This is a genomic window from Peribacillus sp. NPDC097224 (genome assembly GCF_044761985.1).
In the GTDB taxonomy this organism is placed as follows: Bacteria; Bacillota; Bacilli; order Bacillales; family DSM-1321; genus Peribacillus.
Window position 1 is genome coordinate 1 of record NZ_JBIWDK010000014.1, and the last position, 23,363, is coordinate 23,363.

General features: G+C 42.0%; 13 protein-coding genes and 3 riboswitches. Of the genes, 2 read left to right on the forward strand and 11 right to left on the reverse strand.

The genetic code is table 11. The annotated features are described in order from the left end of the window. Positions 1–398: 398 nt before the first annotated feature. The 7 genes from ptsG to ACIQXR_RS18925 all read right to left on the reverse strand — a co-directional run bounded on the left by ptsG (position 399) and on the right by ACIQXR_RS18925 (position 11,575). Positions 399–2,477: a glucose-specific PTS transporter subunit IIBC gene (gene ptsG / locus ACIQXR_RS18895; RefSeq protein ID WP_402875548.1), complete on the reverse strand. Its 2,079-nt coding sequence runs from the start codon at positions 2,475–2,477 to the stop codon at positions 399–401. Between the two features lie 208 nt (positions 2,478–2,685). Then, positions 2,686–3,528, reverse strand: a complete 843-nt coding sequence (gene glcT / locus ACIQXR_RS18900) for a glucose PTS transporter transcription antiterminator GlcT (RefSeq protein ID WP_402875546.1) — start codon at positions 3,526–3,528, stop codon at positions 2,686–2,688. Between the two features lie 131 nt (positions 3,529–3,659). Then, on the reverse strand, positions 3,660–4,991 hold the full coding sequence (locus ACIQXR_RS18905; protein WP_402875544.1) for an NCS2 family permease: 1,332 nt from the start codon (positions 4,989–4,991) through the stop codon (positions 3,660–3,662). Positions 4,992–5,100: 109 nt separating this feature from the next. Continuing rightward, a riboswitch (purine riboswitch) is annotated at positions 5,101–5,202 on the reverse strand. Positions 5,203–5,408: 206 nt separating this feature from the next. Next, positions 5,409–6,965 (reverse strand): glutamine-hydrolyzing GMP synthase, encoded by a 1,557-nt coding sequence (guaA, locus tag ACIQXR_RS18910; RefSeq protein WP_402875551.1) that lies wholly within the window; start codon positions 6,963–6,965, stop codon positions 5,409–5,411. A 140-nt stretch (positions 6,966–7,105) separates the two neighbouring features. Then, positions 7,106–7,207, reverse strand: a riboswitch (purine riboswitch). A gap of 27 nt (positions 7,208–7,234) precedes the next feature. After that, on the reverse strand, positions 7,235–9,442 hold the full coding sequence (locus ACIQXR_RS18915; protein ID WP_402875542.1) for a transglutaminaseTgpA domain-containing protein: 2,208 nt from the start codon (positions 9,440–9,442) through the stop codon (positions 7,235–7,237). Then, complete coding sequence (locus ACIQXR_RS18920) at positions 9,432–10,619, reverse strand: DUF58 domain-containing protein (RefSeq protein WP_402875540.1); 1,188 nt, start codon at positions 10,617–10,619, stop codon at positions 9,432–9,434. The genes ACIQXR_RS18915 and ACIQXR_RS18920 overlap by 11 nt, the downstream gene beginning before the upstream one ends. Continuing rightward, positions 10,619–11,575, reverse strand: a complete 957-nt coding sequence (locus ACIQXR_RS18925; RefSeq protein ID WP_402875538.1) for an AAA family ATPase — start codon at positions 11,573–11,575, stop codon at positions 10,619–10,621. The genes ACIQXR_RS18920 and ACIQXR_RS18925 overlap by 1 nt, the downstream gene beginning before the upstream one ends. A 188-nt stretch (positions 11,576–11,763) precedes the next feature. Then, positions 11,764–11,983: riboswitch (cobalamin riboswitch) on the forward strand. 162 nt (positions 11,984–12,145) lie between these two features. Here ACIQXR_RS18925 and ACIQXR_RS18930 point away from each other — a divergent pair. Then, positions 12,146–12,691: a hypothetical protein gene (locus ACIQXR_RS18930; protein ID WP_402875536.1), complete on the forward strand. Its 546-nt coding sequence runs from the start codon at positions 12,146–12,148 to the stop codon at positions 12,689–12,691. 3 nt (positions 12,692–12,694) lie between these two features. Continuing rightward, positions 12,695–13,645, forward strand: coding sequence for an ABC transporter substrate-binding protein (locus ACIQXR_RS18935; RefSeq protein WP_402875534.1), 951 nt, complete (start codon positions 12,695–12,697; stop codon positions 13,643–13,645). A 138-nt stretch (positions 13,646–13,783) separates the two neighbouring features. On the opposite strand, the gene ACIQXR_RS18940 is transcribed toward ACIQXR_RS18935, so the two are convergent. The 4 genes from ACIQXR_RS18940 to essC all read right to left on the reverse strand — a co-directional run bounded on the left by ACIQXR_RS18940 (position 13,784) and on the right by essC (position 23,333). Next, positions 13,784–15,178 (reverse strand): VWA domain-containing protein, encoded by a 1,395-nt coding sequence (locus ACIQXR_RS18940; RefSeq protein ID WP_402875532.1) that lies wholly within the window; start codon positions 15,176–15,178, stop codon positions 13,784–13,786. A 288-nt stretch (positions 15,179–15,466) separates the two neighbouring features. Then, positions 15,467–15,949, reverse strand: coding sequence for a type VII secretion protein EssA (gene essA / locus ACIQXR_RS18945; protein ID WP_402875530.1), 483 nt, complete (start codon positions 15,947–15,949; stop codon positions 15,467–15,469). After that, positions 15,936–18,866 carry a type VII secretion protein EsaA gene (esaA, locus tag ACIQXR_RS18950; RefSeq protein WP_402875529.1) on the reverse strand — a complete coding sequence of 977 codons (2,931 nt, stop codon included), beginning with the start codon at positions 18,864–18,866 and terminating at the stop codon, positions 15,936–15,938. The genes essA and esaA overlap by 14 nt, the downstream gene beginning before the upstream one ends. An 18-nt stretch (positions 18,867–18,884) precedes the next feature. Further along, a complete protein-coding gene (gene essC / locus ACIQXR_RS18955) occupies positions 18,885–23,333 on the reverse strand; it encodes a type VII secretion protein EssC (protein WP_403080564.1) in 4,449 nt (1,482 codons plus the stop codon). Between the last annotated feature and the right edge of the window lie 30 nt (positions 23,334–23,363).

Sequence of the window (23,363 nt, forward strand, 5' to 3'; positions counted from 1 at the left end):
AAATGTTTGACTTGCTCATTTTGCTTTTTTATAGTGTGTGCTCACTCAAAATTTACGTTGGCGCTTTGTTTTGTTCAGTTTTCAAAGAGCAATTTGTTTGCGGCTATCTTAGCGACTTTATTATCTTAACACCTCTCAACCAACTTGTCAACAAGTTTCGAATGTTTCTTTTCTCGTTATGATGTCGTGTTTCGGTGTAGTTAATATGATATCACCAGTAGAAATACAAGTCAATTAAAATTGTGATATTTCTTTGTTTTTTTAAATCCTATCTATAGAGTACAACTTCCACTAGTATACCCACTTTATCCTTTCTGCTTCAAAGACATGTCGTTAACATAAATCTATAAATAGAAGCAGGGGGCAACTTCAATAGTCACCCCCTGCTTCTATAACGCTTATTTATTAAAAGAAATAATATTTGCTTCTTTAATATCGACTTTTCCACTCTTTTCTATCTTAACGCTTTCCCCTTCAGCGAGGTTCGTAAAGACAATCGGAGTAATAATAGAAGTCGCATTATTTTTAACATAGTCAATATCTACTTTAAGTAGTGGTTGGCCGATTTTCACCTTGTCATCTTGAGCGACGAGCGCTTCAAACCCTTTACCTTCTAATTTAACTGTATCGATTCCGACGTGAATCAGGACTTCTCGCCCTGTTTCCGAAACGATACCAATGGCGTGTTTAGTTGGAAAGAGATTGACAATCGTCCCGTCAACCGGAGAAACTACCAGACCATCATCCGGCACAATAGCAAAGCCATCGCCCATCATTTTTTCAGCAAATACTGGATCAGGCACTTCAGTAATCGGCTTGATTTCTCCTTTAATAGGAGAAACGAATTTTTCAGAGTCAGAAGACCCTTCCGTCCGTAATGGTTTCGGAATCACATCTTCTATTTGATTTTCTACGCCTTTTTCTGGTGAGGCTTCAACCCTACTAGGTCTTTTCCCATCCATAATTTCTTTCATTTGCCCTTTAATCGTTTCGGAACGCGGGCCAAAGATGGCTTGGATATTGTTACCGACTTCAAGCACTCCTGCCGCACCGAGTTTCTTCAATCTATTTTTATCAACTTCTTTAATATCATTAACTGACACACGAAGGCGCGTGATACAAGCGTCCAAATGCGCGATGTTTTCTTTTCCGCCCATCGCTTCCAAAATATCTCCAGGAAGGTTACCTGATTTCTTGGAAGACACACCAACTTCTTCATCATCATCTTCTTCTACCTCGCGACCAGGAGTTTTCAAGTTGAATTTCCTGATTGCAAATCGGAATCCGAAATAATAGATAAGCGCAAATACTAAACCAACCGGAATTACGATCCAAGCATTTGTTTGCGGATTGATTAAACCGAATAATGTATAGTCGATTAACCCGCCGGAGAAGGTCATCCCAATTTTCACATCAAGCAAATGCATCGTCATGAATGATAGACCTGCAAACACACAGTGAATAGCAAAAAGAATCGGCGCTACAAATAAGAATGAGAATTCAATTGGCTCTGTTATACCTGTCAAGAAAGCTGTAAGAGCTGCCGATGCCATTAAACCACCGACAATTTTCTTGCGTTCTGGACGAGCTTCGTGATAGATGGCCAATGCTGCAGCCGGTAACCCGAACATCATGAATGGGTATTTTCCTGTCATGAACGTACCAGCCGTTAAATTCTCCACTCCATCTTTAATTTGCGCCATGAAGATTGCTTGGTCACCTCTGATAGGTTCACCCGACGAATCGATGTAGCTACCAAATTCAAACCAGAATGGTGAATAGAAGATATGATGCAAGCCGAACGGAATTAACGCCCGTTCCACTACCCCAAAGACAAATGCACTAAGCGTCAAATTAGCTCCAAGCATGTTTTCTGAGAAGGAATTTAATCCAGATTGAACGGTCGGCCAAATTACAATCATGACCAGTCCCAAAACAACCGCGCTTACCGCTGTAATAATAGGCACGAAACGTTTTCCCGCAAAGAACCCTAAATACGAAGGCATTTCAATTTCATAGAACTTATTATACAAAAGGGCAGCCATGACCCCGACGATGATTCCGCCAAATACTCCCGTACCTAACGTAGGTATTCCAAGAACATTGCTGTAAACGGCACTATTATTCTTGATATCATTCAAATCAATTCCTAAGACCGTTCCCATCGTTACATTCATGATCAGGAACCCGATGATTGCTGCCAAACCGGCAACTCCATCTCCACCTGCCAGTCCAATCGCTACACCAACCGCAAATAATAGCGGAAGGTTTCCAAAAATGATATTCCCAGCATTTTCCATGACGGACGCTACCATTTCCACTCCGCCATTTTCTAGAAAAGGAGCGATTTCCAAAAGGGCAGGGTTTTGTAAAGCATTACCGAGTGCAAGTAAAATACCGGCAGCAGGCAAGATCGCTACAGGAAGCATTAAAGATTTCCCAATTTTTTGCAAGATACCAAACAACTTCTTAAACATTAGGTTTCCTCCTCATTTTGTTTTCACACTAATAAAACGGTTACATTTCATTAAACTGCTAATACACTTCTAAGCTGTTTTGTATGCAAAAAAGGCATAAGTAAAGGTAGGACCGAAAAAGAACATGTGGGTATAGATTACCCTGTTCCACTCTCAATCATTCTCCTTACTTATGCCTGATCGAATCAGTAACACGTAGGTTAATGTTTTATTTAATTTTATTTTGCAATCGTTGAATATGCATCGTTAAGTAGACAGCTTCCGCATCACAAACCGGTTTGCCTAATTTCTGTTGCATAATTTTTATTAGTTTCCAAGACAAATTGTAGCATACAGGATATTCTTCTTTCAATAGCAAAGTGATTTTTTCAGGTTCATCCACCGTTTCCCCTGCCAATACGCGATCGATCATAAACCTTAAATGACGAATCAGCCGCGAATAATCGATGCTTTCTTTATTTATCTCAACGTTCAACTGCTCTTCTATAATGGAAATCAGTTGAAAAATCACCTGGGAATACTGATTGACGTCAGATAAATCCTTATTTGCTATGGCACTATGGATATGAAGCGTGATGAAGCCAATCTCTCCATGAGGCAGTCCTATCCCGGTCTTATCTTGAATGAGGTCAACAACCTCGACTGCGATATTATGCTCAAAAGGATAGAGGGTGATCGTCTCTTTTAAAAATGGGTTTTTTATGGTCATCCCTTGGGAAACCCGTTGAAGGGCGAATAGTAAATGATCAGTTAAGCCCACATGTATATGCTCATTAAGTTTTCCAGGGACCCTTTTGTTTATCAAATGAATGGATTCAATTATGGCCGCTTGAAGATTTTGATCGATTTTCGGCAATAACTTCTTGTAATTCTCCTGTTCCTTCTCGCTTTTCAAAACAAACGTTTTCTCTGCGAGTTCCGGACTTAGTTCATCGCCTTTTTTTCGATTAAATCCCAGGCCCTTTCCAATAGAAACGACCTCACCATATGATGGGTGATTAGCAATTACAACATTATTGTTCAATACCTTTTCAACGATAAAACCGCTCATTTTTTTCCCTCTTTTTTGAAAGAATTATCCCATCCATTACAAAACATTTATATCTATACTATACACGTAAAGTCCTTCTTCTTACAACACGAGAAAAGAGGCCTATAATAGGCCTCTTTTCTCGTGTTGTTTCACTTTAAAAATATGAAGTATAGAAGGAAGACCACTCCAAGTCCCCACATGATTGGGTGAACTTCTTTCGCTCTCCCTTTCATTGTCATCGTAATGGGATAAAAGATAAATCCACAGGCAATCCCTGTTGCAATCGAATATGTCATGGGCATCATGATAACTGTGAAGAAGGCAGGCACCGCTACTTCAAATTTATGCCAGTCAATGTTTTTAAGCGATGAGGCCATTAGTACACCTACAATGACTAAAGCTGGTGCAGTTACCGCTGACGTCACGACGGAAAGTAGCGGGAAAAAGAAAAGAGATAGGACGAACAGTAAACCTGTAACCACTGCGGCAAAACCGCTACGAGCACCGGCAGCGACACCCGCTGTCGACTCCACATAAGATGTCGTCGTCGATGTACCAAGGATGGCACCTGAGACAATGGATAGAGAGTCAGCAAGCAACCCTTTTCCAACTCTCGGAAGAACATTATCCTTCATTAAACCTGCTTGTTGAGCGACAGCCACCAACGTACCGGCTGTATCGAAAAACGCTACGAACAAGAAGGTCAAAATCACGATCAGCATTTGACCTGTAAAGAGCTCACCAGGATTTCCGAAAGCATCGAACGCAACTCCGAATGTTGGTGCGATACTTGGAATCGCTCCAACGATTTTCTCCGGCACTGGCACTTGCCCAAAAATCATGCCAGCTATGGCAGTGATCACCATTCCGATGAATACACCGCTTTTCACGCCTTTGGTCATTAGAATGACGGTGACGATTATCCCGAATACCGCGAGCAATGTACTTCCGTTCGTTAAATCACCAAGTCCGACCAGTACACTATCATCATTCGTGATGATCCCTGCATTTTGAAACCCTACAAATGTTATAAATAGTCCAATACCAGCTCCGACCGCATATTTCAATTCGACTGGAATGGCATTAATGATTTTTTCCCGAATACCAGATAAGGATAGAAGGACAAATATGAGCCCTGAAATTAAAACACCGGTTAAAGCCGTTTGCCACGGGATTCCGAAACCGAGTACAACCGTAAAGGCAAAAAATGCATTCAATCCCATTCCTGGTGCAAGCGAGATTGGATACCTGGCTATGAGACCCATCAATATGGAACCAATTGCGGCAGCCAATGCCGTTGCGGCAAACACTGCTCCATAATCCATTCTCAATTCATCAGGGTAATCCTCTATGCCCTGTAACGTTAACATCACTGGATTCACAACCAGTATATAAGCCATTGAGAGGAATGTAGTTAAACCGCCGAGTATTTCCCGACGATAGCTAGTACCCAGTTCATTAAAACGAAAGTAATTTTTCATAATGAGTCTCCCCTATCATAAGTTCGTATAACACAAAATGAAAATACCCCATTCGCTTCCGAACGGGGGCTCAACTACTAATATGTAAAGAATGCGCGCGTGACCTACCCCACCCATTCATTCACATCGTAGTCAAGCTGTTAACGGCAGCTTGGTAGAAACTTTCGGGCCATATTCCCGATATTATACGACGATTATGTTTAATTTATTATTATAGGTATAGTGTACCAGTGCGTAAAACAGCCGTCAATATAAAAAGCGAATAATTTTAATTAAAAAATATAGAACGTTCGCCTTTTAGTTATCATTTCCATTTCACGAAGAATATCCACCCTCTATCATCCACAAATAAACCCAAAAAGATAAATACCAAAAAAAACCAGCGAAGGTAAAACCCTCACTGGTTCGATGTATATACTATTCCCACTCAATCGTTGCAGGTGGCTTGGACGTTATGTCATACACAACGCGGTTAACATGGTCCACTTCATTGACGATTCTTGTGGAGATGATTTCAAGTACTTCCCAAGGAATTCGAGCCCAGTCGGAAGTCATTCCATCAATTGATGTGACAGCACGGATACCGATTGTGTAATCATACGTACGGGCATCTCCCATTACCCCTACACTACGAATGTTAGGAAGGACTGTGAAGTATTGCCAAATTTCACGTTCTAAACCATTCTTCCTGATTTCCTCGCGTAAGATATAATCAGACTCACGGACGATTTCAAGCTTTTCATCTGAAATTTCTCCTAATACACGAATTCCCAAACCAGGACCTGGGAACGGCTGACGCCAAACGATTTCATCAGGAATGCCCATTTCGCTTCCTAATGCCCGTACTTCGTCCTTGAACAAAGTATTCAATGGTTCAATCAATTTGAATTGCATATCTTCCGGTAGACCGCCGACATTATGATGTGATTTAATCGTTTGTGCCGTTGCTGTACCGCTTTCAATGATATCTGTGTAAAGCGTACCTTGTGCAAGGAAATCGATGCCTTCTAGTTTCGTTGCTTCATCATCGAACACGTAGATGAACTCGTTACCGATGATTTTACGTTTCTGTTCAGGATCGGAAACGCCAGCAAGTTTCGATAAGAAACGTTCTTTTGCATCCACTTTAATGACGTTCATATTAAAGCCATCACTGAAAGTTTTCATAACACTTTCCGCTTCACCTTTACGAAGTAAGCCATGATCAACGAAGATACATGTCAGCTGATCGCCAATCGCTTTATGGATCAACACAGCCACTACGGATGAATCCACTCCACCGCTCAATGCGCAAAGTACTTTTTTATCCCCGACTGTTTGACGGATTTTTTCCATTTCAATTTCAACGAAATTTTCCATGGACCAGTCACCTTTACATCCACAAACTCCGAATACGAAGTTCTTCAAGATTTCATTGCCGTGTACGGAGTGACGTACTTCTGGATGGAATTGAACGGCATATAATTTACGTGACTCATCACTCATTGCCGAAATCGGACAAGACGGATTCGTTCCATCGACCGTGAAACCTTCAGGTGTTTCGACGACCAAGTCACCGTGGCTCATCCAGACGATTTGTTCTTTTGGAAGATCACTGAATAATTTAGATTCATTTTGAATCGTAAGAGTCGCTTTTCCATATTCACGGTTTTTGGCGCGTTCCACTTTTCCGCCAAAATGTTTCGTCATCAGCTGCATGCCATAACAAATTCCGAAAATTGGAAGACCTAAATCGAAAATACGTTCATCGCAGCCAAATGCACTTGCATCATATACACTGTTAGGGCCACCTGAAAAAATGATCCCTGTAGGATTCATTTCCTGTAGTTCCTCCACTGTAATGGTATGAGGATGAAGCTCACTGTACACACCGAATTCACGAATACGTCGCGTAATCAATTGATTATATTGGCTTCCGAAATCAAGTACTACAATCATTTCTTGGTTTTTCTGCAATTCTGTTTTCCCCGGCACAAACGTCACCTCTATCAATGTAATTCACCCAAAAACGAGTGATTTTTCATATAAAAAAATAGTATCATAAAAAAAGGAAAACTAAAAATCCACCCACAACGATATACGGAAAAAGTATATACGAAGGCAGATTTTCAGCTTTCCTGTAAATCTGCCTTCATAGTCAAATCATTTACGGTGATTCGGTAGAAACTTTCGATCCATATTATCGAGGATATATGAAGGACAGTATTAGTTTAAGTTATTGTATCAATATAATAAAAACATGGTCAAGAGCTAGTTTTTTTCATAAGCGTTTCCCAGTCACTGCGAAAGCGCTCCCACTCCTCTTCTTCTGGATCACCACGGTAAGTCATTACTTCATATCGAGCTGTCATTTCCTGCATTAAATTCGTCTCATAAACCGCATCTACATAGGCTGCATATTCCCGCAAGGTTTGTCCTTCAGGCCGCTCTAACCCTGCCCGGACCAACTGTTTCAATAATAATTGGTACGCCTGTACAAAGTATGGACCGGTTTTCTTTTTTAACCGCAGGATTTGTACAAAAGGGAGCCATTTCCTTCTATACAAATACCCTACGACAAGAAGTAAAGCTATGCATAAAATAATACCGGCACTCCACATTATTAAAGTATTTTGGCTTAAAAGGACACTTTTCTTAGTTGATCCAGGTTCATTTTCGGGTGTATCCGGGCGCTCTCTAGTCTGTGTCTCATCTTGCTCCACTAGTTTTTTGTCTTCCTGCTCGGTTTCCTCCGTATTTTCCGAATTCAAATCCGAATTGTAAAAATCCATTTGCCCATTGAATCCCTTCGTAGGCTCAAATGGTACCCATCCCAATCCTGAAAAATAAACCTCCACCCATGAATGGGCATTATTATTCGTCACTTTATAGGCGGATTCACCTTTATAAATTGATTTCTCCCCTTCCGTATATCCCTTTACCCATCTTGCCGGAATGTTGGCGGCACGTAATAAAATGACCATCGCCGTTGAATAATTATCGCAATACCCAATTTGGGTCTCGAACAAGAATTGATCCACATAATCCTGATTATCGCCTGGATACGGAATGTCTTCTTTAGAATAGCTGAATTCAGGACCGTCGAAGTGATTTTCTATCGCCTTTGCCTTATCGTACCAATTATCCTCATTCACCGTAAGTTCGTTGGCCAGTTCATAGATACGGGTTGGCAATCCCTCCGGAAGCTGTGTATTGCTTTCCATGAGGACATCCATCGTTTCATCCTGTTCCGTAACTTTCCGTAAGTCAGCCAGATCATAGCTAGGCATTTCATAAACCAGTTCATATTCTTTCGTGGTAAGAGGCTTACTGCCTTCGTCTACCGAAATGTACTTGTCCATATTTGTATAATATTTAAACCAATCTCCATTCTCAGCCTCTACCTTCTTCAGGTACCCTGATTGGGGATGAAGAAGGTGAGAGTAACTTTCCATCATGGTTACCCTTGTATTCATGTCTTCCGTTTTCAACACTTCAGGAATCTCAAATTCTTTTATATCCTTCAAATCCTGACCATTAGAGAAACTGATATAGTCTTCCATTCCCTCAACGGAAACCCACCCTTTTCCGGTATAGATATCTTTGTTCTCGACTTTCCAATAGTGTCCGGTATTGGTCGTATTATAAAAAATGACCGTATTGTCCGGCTCTATCGACCCACCAAGTGATGAATCATCTTCGTCATACCCCACCCGTTTTTCAACGGAGCTTTCATCACTTCCTGTCACCTTATCGGAATAAGAAACAATGAACGGTACAGGGTCCGGCCATTGTGACGCGAACTTCGGAGCAGTGAAACCAACGAGGACGCTTACTAACAGCATCCCCGCTAGCATGATGGCCCATTTACTGAATGAACCTCCTGAAAACACCAATCTCTCTTGTATGGACAAGCGTAGCATGGCCAACACACCAAGCATCGAAAACCCGATGATGATGATCCTGATCATGGCCATATCCCCATCATATGGTGTGAATGTATCGAGAATCGATAGGAAAATGATCGTTAATATATAAAGTAAAAATATGTTTCGTCTCACCGTCACCCAGTAATGAATCAAGTATGTCACAAGCCAAAGAAGCACGAAAAACAACAGCGTTCTAAAGGGGTTGGAAAGCAGCTCCCACTTCCCCTCATACATATTCGAAACGTTAGCCGTTATATCCAGCAAATCACCAGTAAGCCATTTGAAGGTCAGGAAAGGATCTGACGAATACAAGAAATGGACCGCAATTAATATAAAGGCACTTACGAGGATGAAACGCACAAACCAGTGGATACCAAAATAGTGTAGGAGCAAGGAAAATAACACAAAGATAATGAAAATCAAGATATTTCCTGTATCCGTAAGCTTCTCTACGGGTCGTAACCATTCGGTAATCAATAGAAGACCAAATATATATAAGAAAACATGCATCCACCTTTCCGATTTGGTAGAATCAGCGTTCATTTGCCTTCACCTCGGTTCGTTCATTTTGAAGGTGACCCTGTTCAAAGAAGACCAACTTTATTCCACGAGCCAACGCCACCGACTTCGCACGTATTTCCTCACCCGTGAAGTCTCCCTGACTTTTCACGCAAAATACCGTCATCGCTTTATTCCCGGTAAATGCATTCCAACCTTCTATCTTTTCCATCGTTAATTCGGACACAATGAATATTACAGAAGCGTTTGATGGTACAACTCCCTTGTTCTTCTTTCCATTCCAGACGTTTGTATGTGTGGCCCTTGATTTTGCAAGACGGTAAAAGAGTCTTCTCCTCTGTTTACTGCCTCCTTTAGCCGGTACGGCCTCCATTGATCCCGTACTGGTTAACCCAACATCCATACCCTTCTTTATCAAGGCATGCACCAAAGAGGCCGCAAGTACGATAGCTTCTTCGAAGAAGGGAGAGGCGTACTCATCAAGCATAATAAATACATCACGGTTTTTCTGCACTTCAAATTCCTTCGTCATGATTTCACTTGTTCGGGCCGTTGCCTTCCAATTTATCCAGGATAATTGATCACCCGGCTGATACTCCCTGATTCCGGACACGACCGAATGTTCCCGCTGTATTTTTTTCGTCGTACCAACTTGTCCTTGATCGAAGACATGCTCCAACTGTTTATAATTCAACTCCTGATAAGCCGGGAAAACGGTGAGTTTCAAAGGGGCATGCACTGTCGCTTCTTTTTCATAGAGTCCAAAGAAGTCCCCTATTTTGAAGCGAACCGATTGGATGACATGTTCTCCTCTTGGCAGATTCTCCAGGGTATATGTCAATTGGAAGGATTGTTTAAATCCTGGAAAAACCAATGTTTTCTTTTCCAGTTCCATCGGCAAATCCTCTTCTACCACCATATATAAAAGAGGCAGTCTGTTTTTCCGGGAGAATACCAATGTCATATCTACCGACTCTCCGGCCTGGCATTCGTGTTTACTAATTCTTCTCTCCACTTCAAAAGCCTGAAGTGGATAAAACAGCAGAATCATAGAGTACGCACCGAACGGCAAAAAGGTATAGAAAATGAACCAACTGATAAACCCGCCTTGAAACATCGCAAAACAAAAGGAAATGAGCATGAGCACTATGATCCCACAGACATTCCTGTTTTTCTTCAGTATGGTAAGCACATTCCGCATTAGGTCACGGCCCTCTTCACGGGTACCTGCGTCGTAGCCACTACCTCATGTATCACCATGTCAGCATTCACCCCCGAGTAATTCGCTTCCGGATTAAGGATTAGCCGATGGGTAAAAACGAACGGTACCAAATGCTGCACATCATCAGGTAAAACGTAATCCCTTCCCTTTAGGAGCGCATAGGCTTGGGCTGCCTTCATTAGGGCAATCGATCCACGTGGGCTCACCCCAAGATATACACTTTCATGCTTACGTGATTGATTAGCTAACTCGACGATATACGTCTTTATCGTATCATCCACGATCACGGCCTTTGCCTCTATCTGCAAATCTATCAGTTCCTCTAACGAAATCACGGATTCCAATTCTTCAATCGGAGCCGTATATTGGGCCCGATGCAACACTTCTATCTCTTCTGCCACTTCCGGATACCCCATCTTCATTTTCAATAAAAAACGATCTAGCTGTGCTTCTGGAAGTGGGTATGTGCCTTCGTAATCAATTGGATTTTGAGTGGCCATGACGAAAAACGGTTGTTCCAGTTTCCTTGTCACACCATCCACCGTCACGCTTGCCTCTTCCATTCCTTCAAGTAGGGCGGATTGCGTTTTCGGTGATGTCCGATTGATTTCATCGGCCAAAATGATATGGCCCATGATTGGCCCCGGTCTAAAGATGAACTCTTGTTCCTTCGGATTGAAAATCGATACCCCCGTTACATCGGACGGTAGCAAGTCAGGCGTGAATTGAATCCGTTTGAAATCCGCCCCGATGGATTTCGCTAGCGCCCTGACCAAGACGGTCTTCCCCACGCCCGGGACATCTTCCAATAAGACATGTCCACCAGAAAGGAGCGCCACAAGACTTAGTTCTGCTATATCTCTTTTTCCAATAATGACCTTTTCAATGTTTTCCAAAATCATATCCAGTTTCTGATTCACTTGTTTATAAACCATTCTCTACCTCCCATGATTATGTAAATCACTCATGCTTAACCCTTATTTATTCGACATCCATTTTACATTAACCTCCAATTTATCCTTACAAAGTGAGTTTACTAGAATAATACCCCTATAAAAGAGATTTCTTGAAATCTTTTCACTATTTAAGTAATTAATTATGATAGACTGGTACTAAGTGAATATAAACCTTGCAGAAAATAGGTGCTGACTTGTCAGCTTAATAGGGAATTCGGTGTAAAACCGAAGCTGTTTCCGCAACTGTAAGTGCTAATGAAATAAGAAATATGCCACTGTTTGTGAATGAATCCGCACGCACGATACCATTCATTCAATCCAAATGGGAAGGTTCTTAGAGTAAAATGATGCACGAGCCAGGAGACCTGCCTTTTTTTTATCGTATTTTGCTCTTCGGAAGTTAGGAGGATTGTACGGCAATCTTCCATCTTTTTTTTCGTTCGAGATACATAGATGTTTGTTTGCCGACCAATACCTTTGGTCGGCTTTTTCTTTTGCGCCGAAAAGCAATACGAAGGTCATTCACATTATTAAAAAGGAGGAAAAATTATGGAAAAGAAGGATGCCCGCTTTTTATGCTACCCATTCATGCGCGAATCAGTTTCAACCGTTGATTATGAAATTCGCACCGATTCATTGACGACTCAAATGGGACTGGCAGCGTCGTTCACGAAAGAGATTCCTGAAGTCTACAGGGATTTAATGGAACTGTTGCCGATGGCTTATCATTTAAATGGTTCTGCCCGGGGGAAATTGGCCATAACCGAAGACGGTCTAAACCGCCTAAGTGAAATCTATGACTATTATGTCGCTGAAGTGAAAGAACGCATCGAAACATTTGTGCTACCCCAAGGATCGACGGCAGCCTGTATTTTGCATACTTGCCGTAGTGAAGCCAAGAAATCCGTCCGTGCCTTGCATAAAGTCAGTACGGAAAAAGATGTGCCCGCGATTCTTTTTGATTATGCTCATTTGCTTGCCAATGTTCTATTCGTGATGGCTGTCTATGTCAATAAACAACTGGGTGTCGAAGAGATTCCCTTTATCAGCAAATCCTATCCAACCAAAACAATGAAAAAGAAAACGGAGGAATAAAACATGATAAGAACAGTAAGATCCAGTTGGATTGCCCTTCTGATGGTCGCCCTTTTCCTTACAGGATGTGCCTTGAATGATGATCAGAAATCGATAGAGAAAAAAGATCCTGCAACAACTGAAGAAGTCAAATCCTATACCGTCACCGATGATAGTGGAAAAGAAATCACATTTGATAAGGTTCCGGAAACGGTCGTTTCACTTCAACCCAGTAATACGGAGATTTTATATGCCCTTGGTGTAGGGAATAAGGTGATTGGAGCGACAGATTTCGATAACTATCCTGAGGAAGCTAAAGATGTCGAGCGTGTCTCTGATTCGATGACGATCAATTCCGAAAAAATCATCTCTTTGAAACCGGATGCCATCATTGCCTACACAATTGGCGATGAAGCAGCATTAAAGCCGCTTGAAGATGCGGGAATTCCCATTTTCATTATTAAATCAGCCGTGACCTTTGATGATGTATATAGCGATATTGATCAAATTGCCAAAGTCATGGGCGTAACGGACCAAGGGGATGACCTAGTCAAAAACATAAAAAAACAAATCAAAGATGTTGAAGAAAAAGTGGCGAGTGTCGATTCTAAAGAAAAAACATATTTCGAAATCAGCCCTTCTCCGGAAATCTATACAGCGGGAGCTGAAACCTTCCAGCAAGAGATCTTGGCGTCTGCCGGTATCGAAAATATCTTTGCCGACCAAAAGGGCTGGGCGAAAATAGCAGATGAAGAAGTCGTCAAGCGCAACCCGGATGCCATCATCACAACCGTAGGCTATGTGGACAATGCTGTGGATGAAATCAAATCCCGTAAAGGTTGGAAAGATGTCAGCGCCGTGAAGGAAGACCAAGTATATCAGCTTAGCGAAGACGTCATGTCACGTCCCGGACCGCGTATCGGAGAAGCCGTAGAACTAACTGCAAAGACCATATATCCGCAATTATTCAAATAAAGACACACTCAAAAGGGGTAATTACGCCGAAATCGTATATATAATAAAAGGCGGAAACGTTGATATAACAACATTTCTGCCTTTTATTTTGTGCATGAATCCTCTTGAAAGAGGGCTATTAGACAGCCCCTTTGATTATTAATCTTTATATTTCTCTTTCATTTCTTCTTCTTTCTTTTTAATTGATTCTTTTAAACCCTCCCCTTCATTTTTCACTGTCGTGTTCAATTCTTCATATTTTTCGTCATAATACTCTTTTATTATTTCACGGCGTTGTTTGACTAAACTGCGAGCTTCCTCCCAAGTCTCATAATTTATTTGTTTCTTATCCTTTAAATAACTCGTAGCCTCATACATGCGATTGCTTTCATCAGAGGAAAGCCTAGAAAAACTGTTTTTTTCATCAAGTAAAGACGATGTCTTCTTATTTTGTTCATCCCGAACGGTACTCCAATTTTCATTGCCCCAATTCCACCATTGGTTCCACAGATCTCTACGCTCTTCATCCCACATCTTATTGAAATCATCGGCATTATTGACCATTTCGAATTTCCCTCCGCCAGCTTCAGCAACTTCACGTAATTGTTTTTGCCCCTCACTATCCATATCGAACCCTATGATGTTAATCACTGGTTCAATATTGGAATCATGCAAGTCTTTAGCTGCTTTCACTGGATCACCGTCGCAGGTTTCGATTCCATCGCTGACGACATAAATGATATTTTGACCTTCTGAACCCGCTTTTTCAAAATCTTTCTTTGTTTCCGAAATGGTCTTGGCAATCGGTGTCCATCCTGTCGGTTTAAATTTATCTAAAGCTTTCCTGAAGTCCCCTTTATTATATGGGGCCAAATCATAAACCACTTCCGTACTATCACAGGATATCTTCTTATCTTTATCATCGTTGCTTCCTTTATGCCCATAGACACGGAGCATGACATTTGCCTCTTCCGGAAGGGAAGCTACAAATTCATTAATCGCTTTTTTCGCCAGCTCCATTTTTGTTTTCCCGCCTACTTTTTGGTTCATGCTCCCACTTGCGTCAAGCAAAATTGCAATATTCACGTCGATTCCCAATTCACCACTGCCGTCGATGGTGATTCCACCTGGCATCTCTGTTACCGCCGTTTCAATGGAAGGGTCGAATGCTTCGAAAAACTGATACTTTTCTTTGTAGTTTGCACCTTCGCCCATTAGTTTTAATAAGCTCTGATAAACTTCGAAGCTATCCTTTTCCTGAAAGTCCTGATTGTCTAATGCTCTATGTATAATGGCTTTATTGTATTTATTCCCTGTGTACTTCCCAGGGTTTTCTTTAGTCATTTCTTCAACGGTGGTAGCAATCTCGAAATCTTCTTCCAGCTCTTCATCTTCTTCTGAACGCCCTTTTTTTTCGGTATTCTCACCACGTACTTCTTCCTTTTCTTCTCCGTTCATCTTTTCATCTTTCGTATTACAACCAGAAAGAGCAAGCAAAACGAAGAGAGTGGCCAGACATATCATCCCTAGCTTCCACTGTTTTTTCTCCACCATCGCACCTCCAATTTTACATTTTTATCCACAACATCCATTACCCTATTTTTTCATTAAAAAACCCATTCTCTTTTAACACTAAAAATCTTTTGCTTCTATCCAACTTCGGTTCTTTCCCCATACATATGCTAAAATGAATTATCACATTTTGACGATTCGAGGTAATGAATATGTATAAAAAATTCTTTATATGGGTCTTTACCATCGCCCTTCTTTTAGGTCTCCTAATCACCCTTTCAAAATAAGGAAAAAGAAAAACCCGACTCCTAAATCTGGAGTCGGGCTTCTTCATTTCTTATTTCCTTCTTGATTCAACTTACCCATTCTTGGGATAAGGATAACAAACAGACACACTACGGCAACTCCTAAAACAATCGCCAGTAACAATGATAGATCAAAGTTCAGAAAAGAGTTCTCTTCTTCCCTATCTCTCTTTCGAATGGGGACTTCTGAAGAAAACAACCCCATTTCTTCCGCTTTGGAAGCAATGATATTATTATCCTCCGTCATAGGAGAAAGAAAAAGGGATTCTTCTATCGAATCTATGACATCATACTTTCCTCTTTCAAAAGTAAGTCCTTTTACTTCTTCCGGAATTTTCTCCTTCTGTTTTAATAACACCTCATCATGAAAATATTCAGTTTGGATATTGATATCCTTTTCCTGATACACATTCGGCTCCACGATGGGTTCCTCCTCAGCTTGCCCATCAATAGGCTGGCTGAAGAGGATGAAGAAGAACACGAGAATTACCTGTTTACTCCGCTTCATGGGCCATCTCTCTTTTACCTGCAAGACGCTTCATAACATAAGGAAGGACCGCAGCAACCAGCGTGAGTATAATCAAAATGGTAGTAGCCGGGATAAAGGCCAACTGATTCCCGAATTGAATGGACATATAGACATTGGCTACCGGGTGGTCGACATTGAAGTTAGGCATGATCAGGTCTAATAATGGAATCGTAAAGAAACTGATTAAACCAATGACCAGAATCGCCCCGACAAATGGTCCTATCGCAAAGGCAAGCTGTGTGAAAGCTGAGCAGAAGAATAGAAGCAGGACAGTGAAAACGGTCCATTTAATCGCCTGCATATCGCCAAGCGGATAAATCTTCAGCCCATACATGCTAATGATCAAGCCGACGATCAAGTTCAGTAATGCGAATAAGGCTGCATGCACCAGCATCGGAACGGATGCATAATGGTGCAGGAAGAAACCAATCAATAATCCTGAGATAAGGATGATCACTAACATCACGATTGGTGGGATATTAACCTTTTCTTGTTGCAATACTTCCCCGCTGATTTGAACGGGATTCGCCAAATACTCGTACACATACCCGTTCGACTGATCATCCACTAACGTATTATTCAAAACACTGTAGACATCGGTTTTGATTTTCTTCGTGGAATCCACGTTTTGTGCCCAATTTTCATTAAGCTGATCGGCTCTTTCCTGAACGGATCCCACTTTTGCTTGAAGGTCTGATGTATCTTTCGTAACGGTATCTTGACGCTCTGCGACAGAATGGACTAGCTCCGAAATATAACCGACAGTGGTTGCCGTGGAATCCTGAAGAGATACAAACATTTCTCCGTTAAGACTTCCAACAGGGGCCTCCTCCATCTCGGGAGTCTCCATATTACCGGTCAGATTTGCCGTTACTTCTTGAGCCCTCGCTGATATCGCTGCTAATTCCTCCAGCGTGGCTGCATGTTCCACTTCAACATTTTCGTCATATTCTGATATAAAGTCGAGCATCGAGCTAGATAAAGCCCCAAAGTCTTCTTCCACTCCCAAAAGGCTTGATTGGACAAGTTTCGCCTCTTCATCGACGATACCAGAAACGCCATTTTTCATATTTTCTAATTCGTTCATATTGGCGGTAAACACTTCGTCCAAACTTTCTTTCGTTTCATTGACTCGTTGAACAAGTTCCCCGTAGGAAGAAAGCGAACCATAATAAGCTAGAAGGGCATTTGAGTCACGGCTCAGGATGGATCGATTAAAGACATCCACTAATGCCGCCCGTCTTTCTCCTCCCACTTTTTTAAGTAGCTCGTCTTCTGTTTTCTTGATTTCCGTAAGGGTCTCATTGATGGTCATACTTTGGATATCCTGTAATTTTTGAATATCCTCCTGTGATTGCTCCCATTGATTACCCAAGTCCTTATAATCTTTTCCCAGCTTTTCATAATCAGTTTGTAGTTTCTTATAATTTGTTAGTAACGTATTATATGAATCTATCAATGCATTGAATTGCACGACAACTTGATTATAGTTTTCCGTTCTTTTATTCAAGGTCCCGCTCAGACCATTGATTTCCTCTTGCAGACTGCCTGCAAGAGAGCTAATTTGATCTTTTGCCCCTTCACTGCCTTCTGCCGGCACCAAACTTTCAAGGGTCGTATTCATACCATTAATTTTATCCAGTAACACTTGAAGTGAGATATCATCGATTGCTTCCTTTTTTGAAGGCGCTGCCTCTGAATCCCCTTTTCCTCCTGTATCAACATCTTCTATCGGTGTATCGCCTCCACCGATTTCATCTTTATCCCCCGAGCTGTTGGCCAAACTTCCACGTTGCTCCAATAAAGTTGTCTGAAGCTTGTTTAGTCCGTCCTCTTCCGATTGTTTAAATTGATCAATCGAACTTTGTTGTTCATCCTTTATTTTCGAGATTTGTTCCACCTGTTTTTCTTTCATGTTGCTGGAGAAATCCTCCAGGTTACTAGTGCTGCTCTCGATTTTTTCTTGCATCATCACCACGTTCTCATTCATGCCTTGTTCATTCAGACTAAATCCCGGTTTAGTATCCTTTTGGATATTCGGTATCGTCTGGACTCCCTCATTCAGCACCCCATCATACGCTTGGATGCTATCCATGATCAGCTGTTGATTTTGGGTGGATGTCAAAGCAAAAAGAGCACTTTGCGCTTTCTGGTATTCCTCAAACGTCACAACTTCCTCCACGAAAGAGGCCATTTGTGCTTTTGTTTTTCCCATTTCACCTAATGTTTCATTGGTGGTTTCCCCTGCACTCTTCGTGGAAGCGAAAACCCCTTTGAGCATATCCTTATGTTGCTTGATTTCCCCAGCCAGGCTTTCTGAGCTTGGGGTATAAAATTCATACATCGTGTTTTGGAAAGCGATTTCCTTCGTCAAAACTTTATCGAATTTTTTGCGGATATCTTCTACCGATTGAGATACATAGCTCCAGTATTGCGTGGAAATATGCTTATTCATTTTATTCTTGGTCTTCTCTAACTCTTTTTGGACCTTTTCCATATTTTCCGCATTTAAGCTTGTCTGGACCTTGTATTTAACCCCCGCTTTGACTGGTTGTTCTTCATTAAAGGTATAAATGTTCTTGGAAAAGTCCGATGGGAAATAAATGATCGCATCATACTTTTTATTAGCCAATCCACTTTCCGCGGCACTTCTGTTGACGACGACCCAATCATATTCAGAATCCTTGTCCAAAGTCGTGACAAGTTCTGATCCGACTTGAATCTGGTTCTTATCATATTCCGCCCCATTATCTTCATTGACAATAGCAATCTCACGAGAAGCCGTTTCTGTTTTCTTCATTGGGTTTTGACCGATATAAGAAAAAAACAAGATGGGCAGAGCAATGATCACAAGTATCTTCCCAATTAATAACAACGGCTTTATTGTCTTATTCAACGTCTTTCTCCCTCCTTCTTATTCACTTAGTGGAATCTGGATTTTACTTTCCCTGCCATTTAGAACAAAATAACCGTACCCTGGCTGAATTTCTTCTTCTTTTCTTGAATACGAGAGCGTATATAAACTCTGATCCGATTTTTTCAGAAGCAAGATTGCCTGCCTGATCTGTTTCAATTCCGTTGTCAGGGAATCATACCCCTTCGTGAAGTCATTCGCATTTCCAGCCACGAGCATGGAAAAACCTAAGTGGCTGTATTGTTTCATTAAACCGCTTATCTTGTCCTGAATTCTTCCATCAATCGCTTGCTGGAATCTTGAAATGCTGTCGATAGCAAAGATGACGGATGAAAAATCAATCTGTTTCATTGGCTTCTGTTCCAATGCCTCTAAATACTGGCGTTCACGAGCCTCAAATATTTCCGTGATGTGATCGAGCCATTCTGTAATTTGGTCTTTCGTTTCTACGTAACGTACTGTCTCCCTGCTTGCATAAGGTGATAGACCGCGATCCACTCCATCAAATACGCCAACTTCCCCGACCGTCTGGGTAAGAAGCGTTTCTAAGACCACTTTAAGCATGTTCGTTTTCCCTTTACGTGACTGACCGACAATAAGTAAGAATGGGTTGGCATGCAAATCTACCCATACAGGAGATACGCTCTCTTCTGAAAGGCCGATTGGTATGAGCCCTTTCTTGGTAGATGGTGAATAGTACGTCTTGAATGACGCCAAGTCTAGGCGATTTGGCAACATTGGAATGGCTGGCGGCTTAGCCAAATCCTTGTATCGAGTCTTGTTTTCAGCCACGACCTGTTTCATTTCTTCCAAAACGGCTACATCGTCTTCTCCATCTGCTGGCAGATACACCTGCATCAGATAGGTCTGGTCTGTCTTCACCAATGCCCGCCCAGGTACTGGTTCATTTTCATAAGGCGTCCTGCCTAAAACGGAATATTGTTCCGAACTGTCCATTAGGTAATGAACGACCTTCGTTTTTAAACTATTCATCAATGGCTGACGGATGGCATTGATTCTTGTAGCGGTCAAGATCATAAAGATTCCAAGTGATTGTCCATCACGGGCAAACTGGATGAATTGCGCTTCCTGGTCTGGCATTTCATCCTTCACCAAGTCAAAGTTGTCAATGACGATGTAAATAATCGGCAACTTATCTTCTACTAGGGCGTTATAGAGCTTGATATTGCTAAGTTCCCGTTCAGAGAAAAGCTGTTTCCGCCTTTCCATCTCCGTCCTCATGAACAACATGAATTTCTCGATTTTCCTCATCTCATCCAATCTGAAATAATCTCCTGTGTGTGGCAGCTGTCGAAGTGGCAGCAGTGCACTATTTCCAAAATCAAAAATGTAATAATGCAGTTCTTCAGGTGAAAATTGATCGATGAAATTGAATAGAAGCGTTAATACCGTCGTTGACTTGCCATAGCCGGAAGATCCGAAAATCCCGATGTTTCCATCTTCTATCCAGTTGTAAACATAATCCGTCTGGCTCTGCAATTCGGGCTCGTCTTTCATTCCTAGATAGAACTGGTTTTCCGTTTGGCTTCTTTGATCAATTCGTGATAGTCGATTTGAAAGAGGAGGCAGCCAAGGACTAGCCAGTTTGGGAATTTTCATTTCTTTCTGCGTCGCTACAATATGATCTGCCACAGCTTCAATTTCACTGATTTTCTCTTTACGTGTGCGAGAGACTTGCTCCGTTACATTGGATATCTGGACAAGCCCTAGATCCGTGACGAGTGCTACTTCATCCTCGGATCCCACTGTATCCTCCATATAAGGGGCGCCGCTCCATGCCGACTGAAACAGTTCGTACACCTCATTATTGCCTACTTGTAAATAACCACGCCCGGTGACGGTAATGTTCGCAGCATCGCTATTTTTCAAGATCTCCTTACTATCATTGGCATCCTGCACCTTTAAGGAAATCTTAAAACGGGCATTACTCCAAATCTGGTTATCAATCACACCACCTGGCTTTTGCGTGGCCAGAATCAAGTGAACACCCAAGCTCCGGCCGATCCGTGCCGTACTGACCAATTCCCGAATGAAATCAGGTTCTTCATTCTTAAGCTCGGCAAACTCATCCGAAATCAGGAATAAGTGTGGCAATGGCTTGTCGGCTTTTCCTTCTTTATATAAATCCGTGTAATCATTGATATGATTGACCTCATAGCGATCAAACAGGCGCTGGCGTTTCTTCAGCTCGCTATTGATCGAGGCAAGTGCCCGGGCACTGAAGTTCTTGCTTCCCTCAATATTCGTAATGACTCCAAGTAAATGGGGAATCTGCTTGAAAGGCTGTGCCATTCCTCCCCCTTTATAGTCAATGAGCAGAAAGGCAACTTCATGGGGATGATAGTGAACAGCCAATGAAAGAATATAGGTCTGCAACAATTCACTCTTCCCTGAACCCGTCGTACCGGCAACCAGACCGTGGGGACCATGTGCCTTTTCATGTAAGTTCAGCTCCACCCTATCTGTCTTTCCTTTCAATCCAATCGGCACCGCTAACGACTTGGAAGACTGATTCGTCAGCCAATTCTGGCTGATTGGCAGCTCCTCCACTTCACGGGCTTTTAAAAGTTCCAGGAACGAAACGGTTTCAGGGATGGAATTATTCATCCCTTTTTGATGGTCAAGCGACCGTAATAACCGGGCGTACCGCTCATTTCCTTCCTTACCGTGCTCATCTAGCCGGAAAGGCGTATGAACGGCTTTTGTTTGCTGAATCAAGATTTCTCCCTCGTGATCATTGATATACTTCACTAATGTATGGACATTTTCAGATAAGCTCTCCTTGGCATCGGCTGCAAAGATGGTTGATATGCCCAGCTCTTCGGTCTTCCCTTCCAAATACTCAAGAATGACATGTTCCGCAATCAATGTACGGTCGGTGACAATAAATACGAAATGAGGGGTGAATCTCACTTTTCCTTTATTCTCGTCAAGGTCCCTTTCTCTGAGTAACTGGTAAATGGAAGATAATAGTTGATCGCGAGATTGTTCATTATAGATGAAGCCTTTCGCGTATGCATGTGGCAGCTGGAAATGAGGCAACCATTTCATCCATTCCCATTCCTCATAATCCTTTTCTGGGAAAATCGCCACAAACCGGACATCATGATAGCTATGGAAGAAAGACAACTGGCCAATCATCTGCTGCAGCTCGCGTTTGACGACTGTTTCCTTTCCGACTAGGCCCATGGAGCCGCTAGACAAATCAATCGTTAAGGGTAGATCGTCAAGGCTTTTGTAAACATCGACAAGTTCCTGGGACTGTTCAAGTAGATCATCAATATCCCGATTGGACATATCACTGCTGTTTACCTTGACCTCATAACTGGAAGGAATGGACGCCGTACCGACCCTGAAGTGGAGAAAATCTTCACTTTCCATTGTGCGCTCCCATATTCGATCGCTAATCTGATTCGTCAGTTGCTTCATTTTCTCAAAAGAAGGGTAATGGTAGAGTAATACTTTCTTTTGCTGTGCCGATAACTCGCCCAACTCTTCTCGCTTTTGTTCTAGATACCTTGTATAGACGCGTAACCGTCTTTCAGCTCTTAGCTTCTGTTTCTTTTTATCTTTAAAGTATTGAACCGTGGAAGTCACCATGGTGGTGGTGAACATCACAATCGATATGAGGATGAATATTCCACGCGGCTGAACAATCATGACGACTCCCATGACGATCAACATCATTAATGGGGGCATTAGGATCAGCCATAGCCCACGATTCTGGTCTTCCGATTCCTGACTTGGGAATGAGATGGTCACTTTCTCATCCGGCAATTCATAGATCATCCGTGGAGTCCTGCGGTACTCGGGATAGCTTTTTTTCATTTCGGATATAGGCTGCATGATTTCGGATAAGGACGTTTCATAATGATCCGCACTTTTGACCATTAATATGTCGCCTTCTAGTAACCTCAGTACCATATATGGGCAACAGATCAAATCGCCATTTTCCAGTGCCGTCATTTCTTCCACCTTTTCACCATTTAAAAAAAGCCGGTCCGCTGTAGGTTCGAGCAACCATTGTCCCTGACGACGAACAAGGGAAAAGCCATTTCCACTTGGTTCCTGCTTGCATATCGTCGCTCCTGATTGGGCGGATATCGATATTTCTTTCAAACTATCTATATAATAAAGGCTTTCATTCAGTTCTCCGGGAGCATAAAAGACTTCCACAGCTTCCTGATTTTCGTGAAAAATATAGGACTGGAAAGGCTTTACCTCCCCAATCTTCTCTTCGCCCCTGAATACCATATATTCATCAAGCTCTTCATCTTTCCTCAACTCAATGTGTCCCTCGTTAAAGGGAAGCGAATAAATCGTGATTGTATCCTTTTGTGATGATCCAATCGTAATTGGGTCCAGTTGCTTCTCCCTAATCGTATAAGATTGGTATGTCTTCTTACAGAAAATCCATAGTGAACTCATTCTTTTTCACCTCCGCAAAGGGCACATACG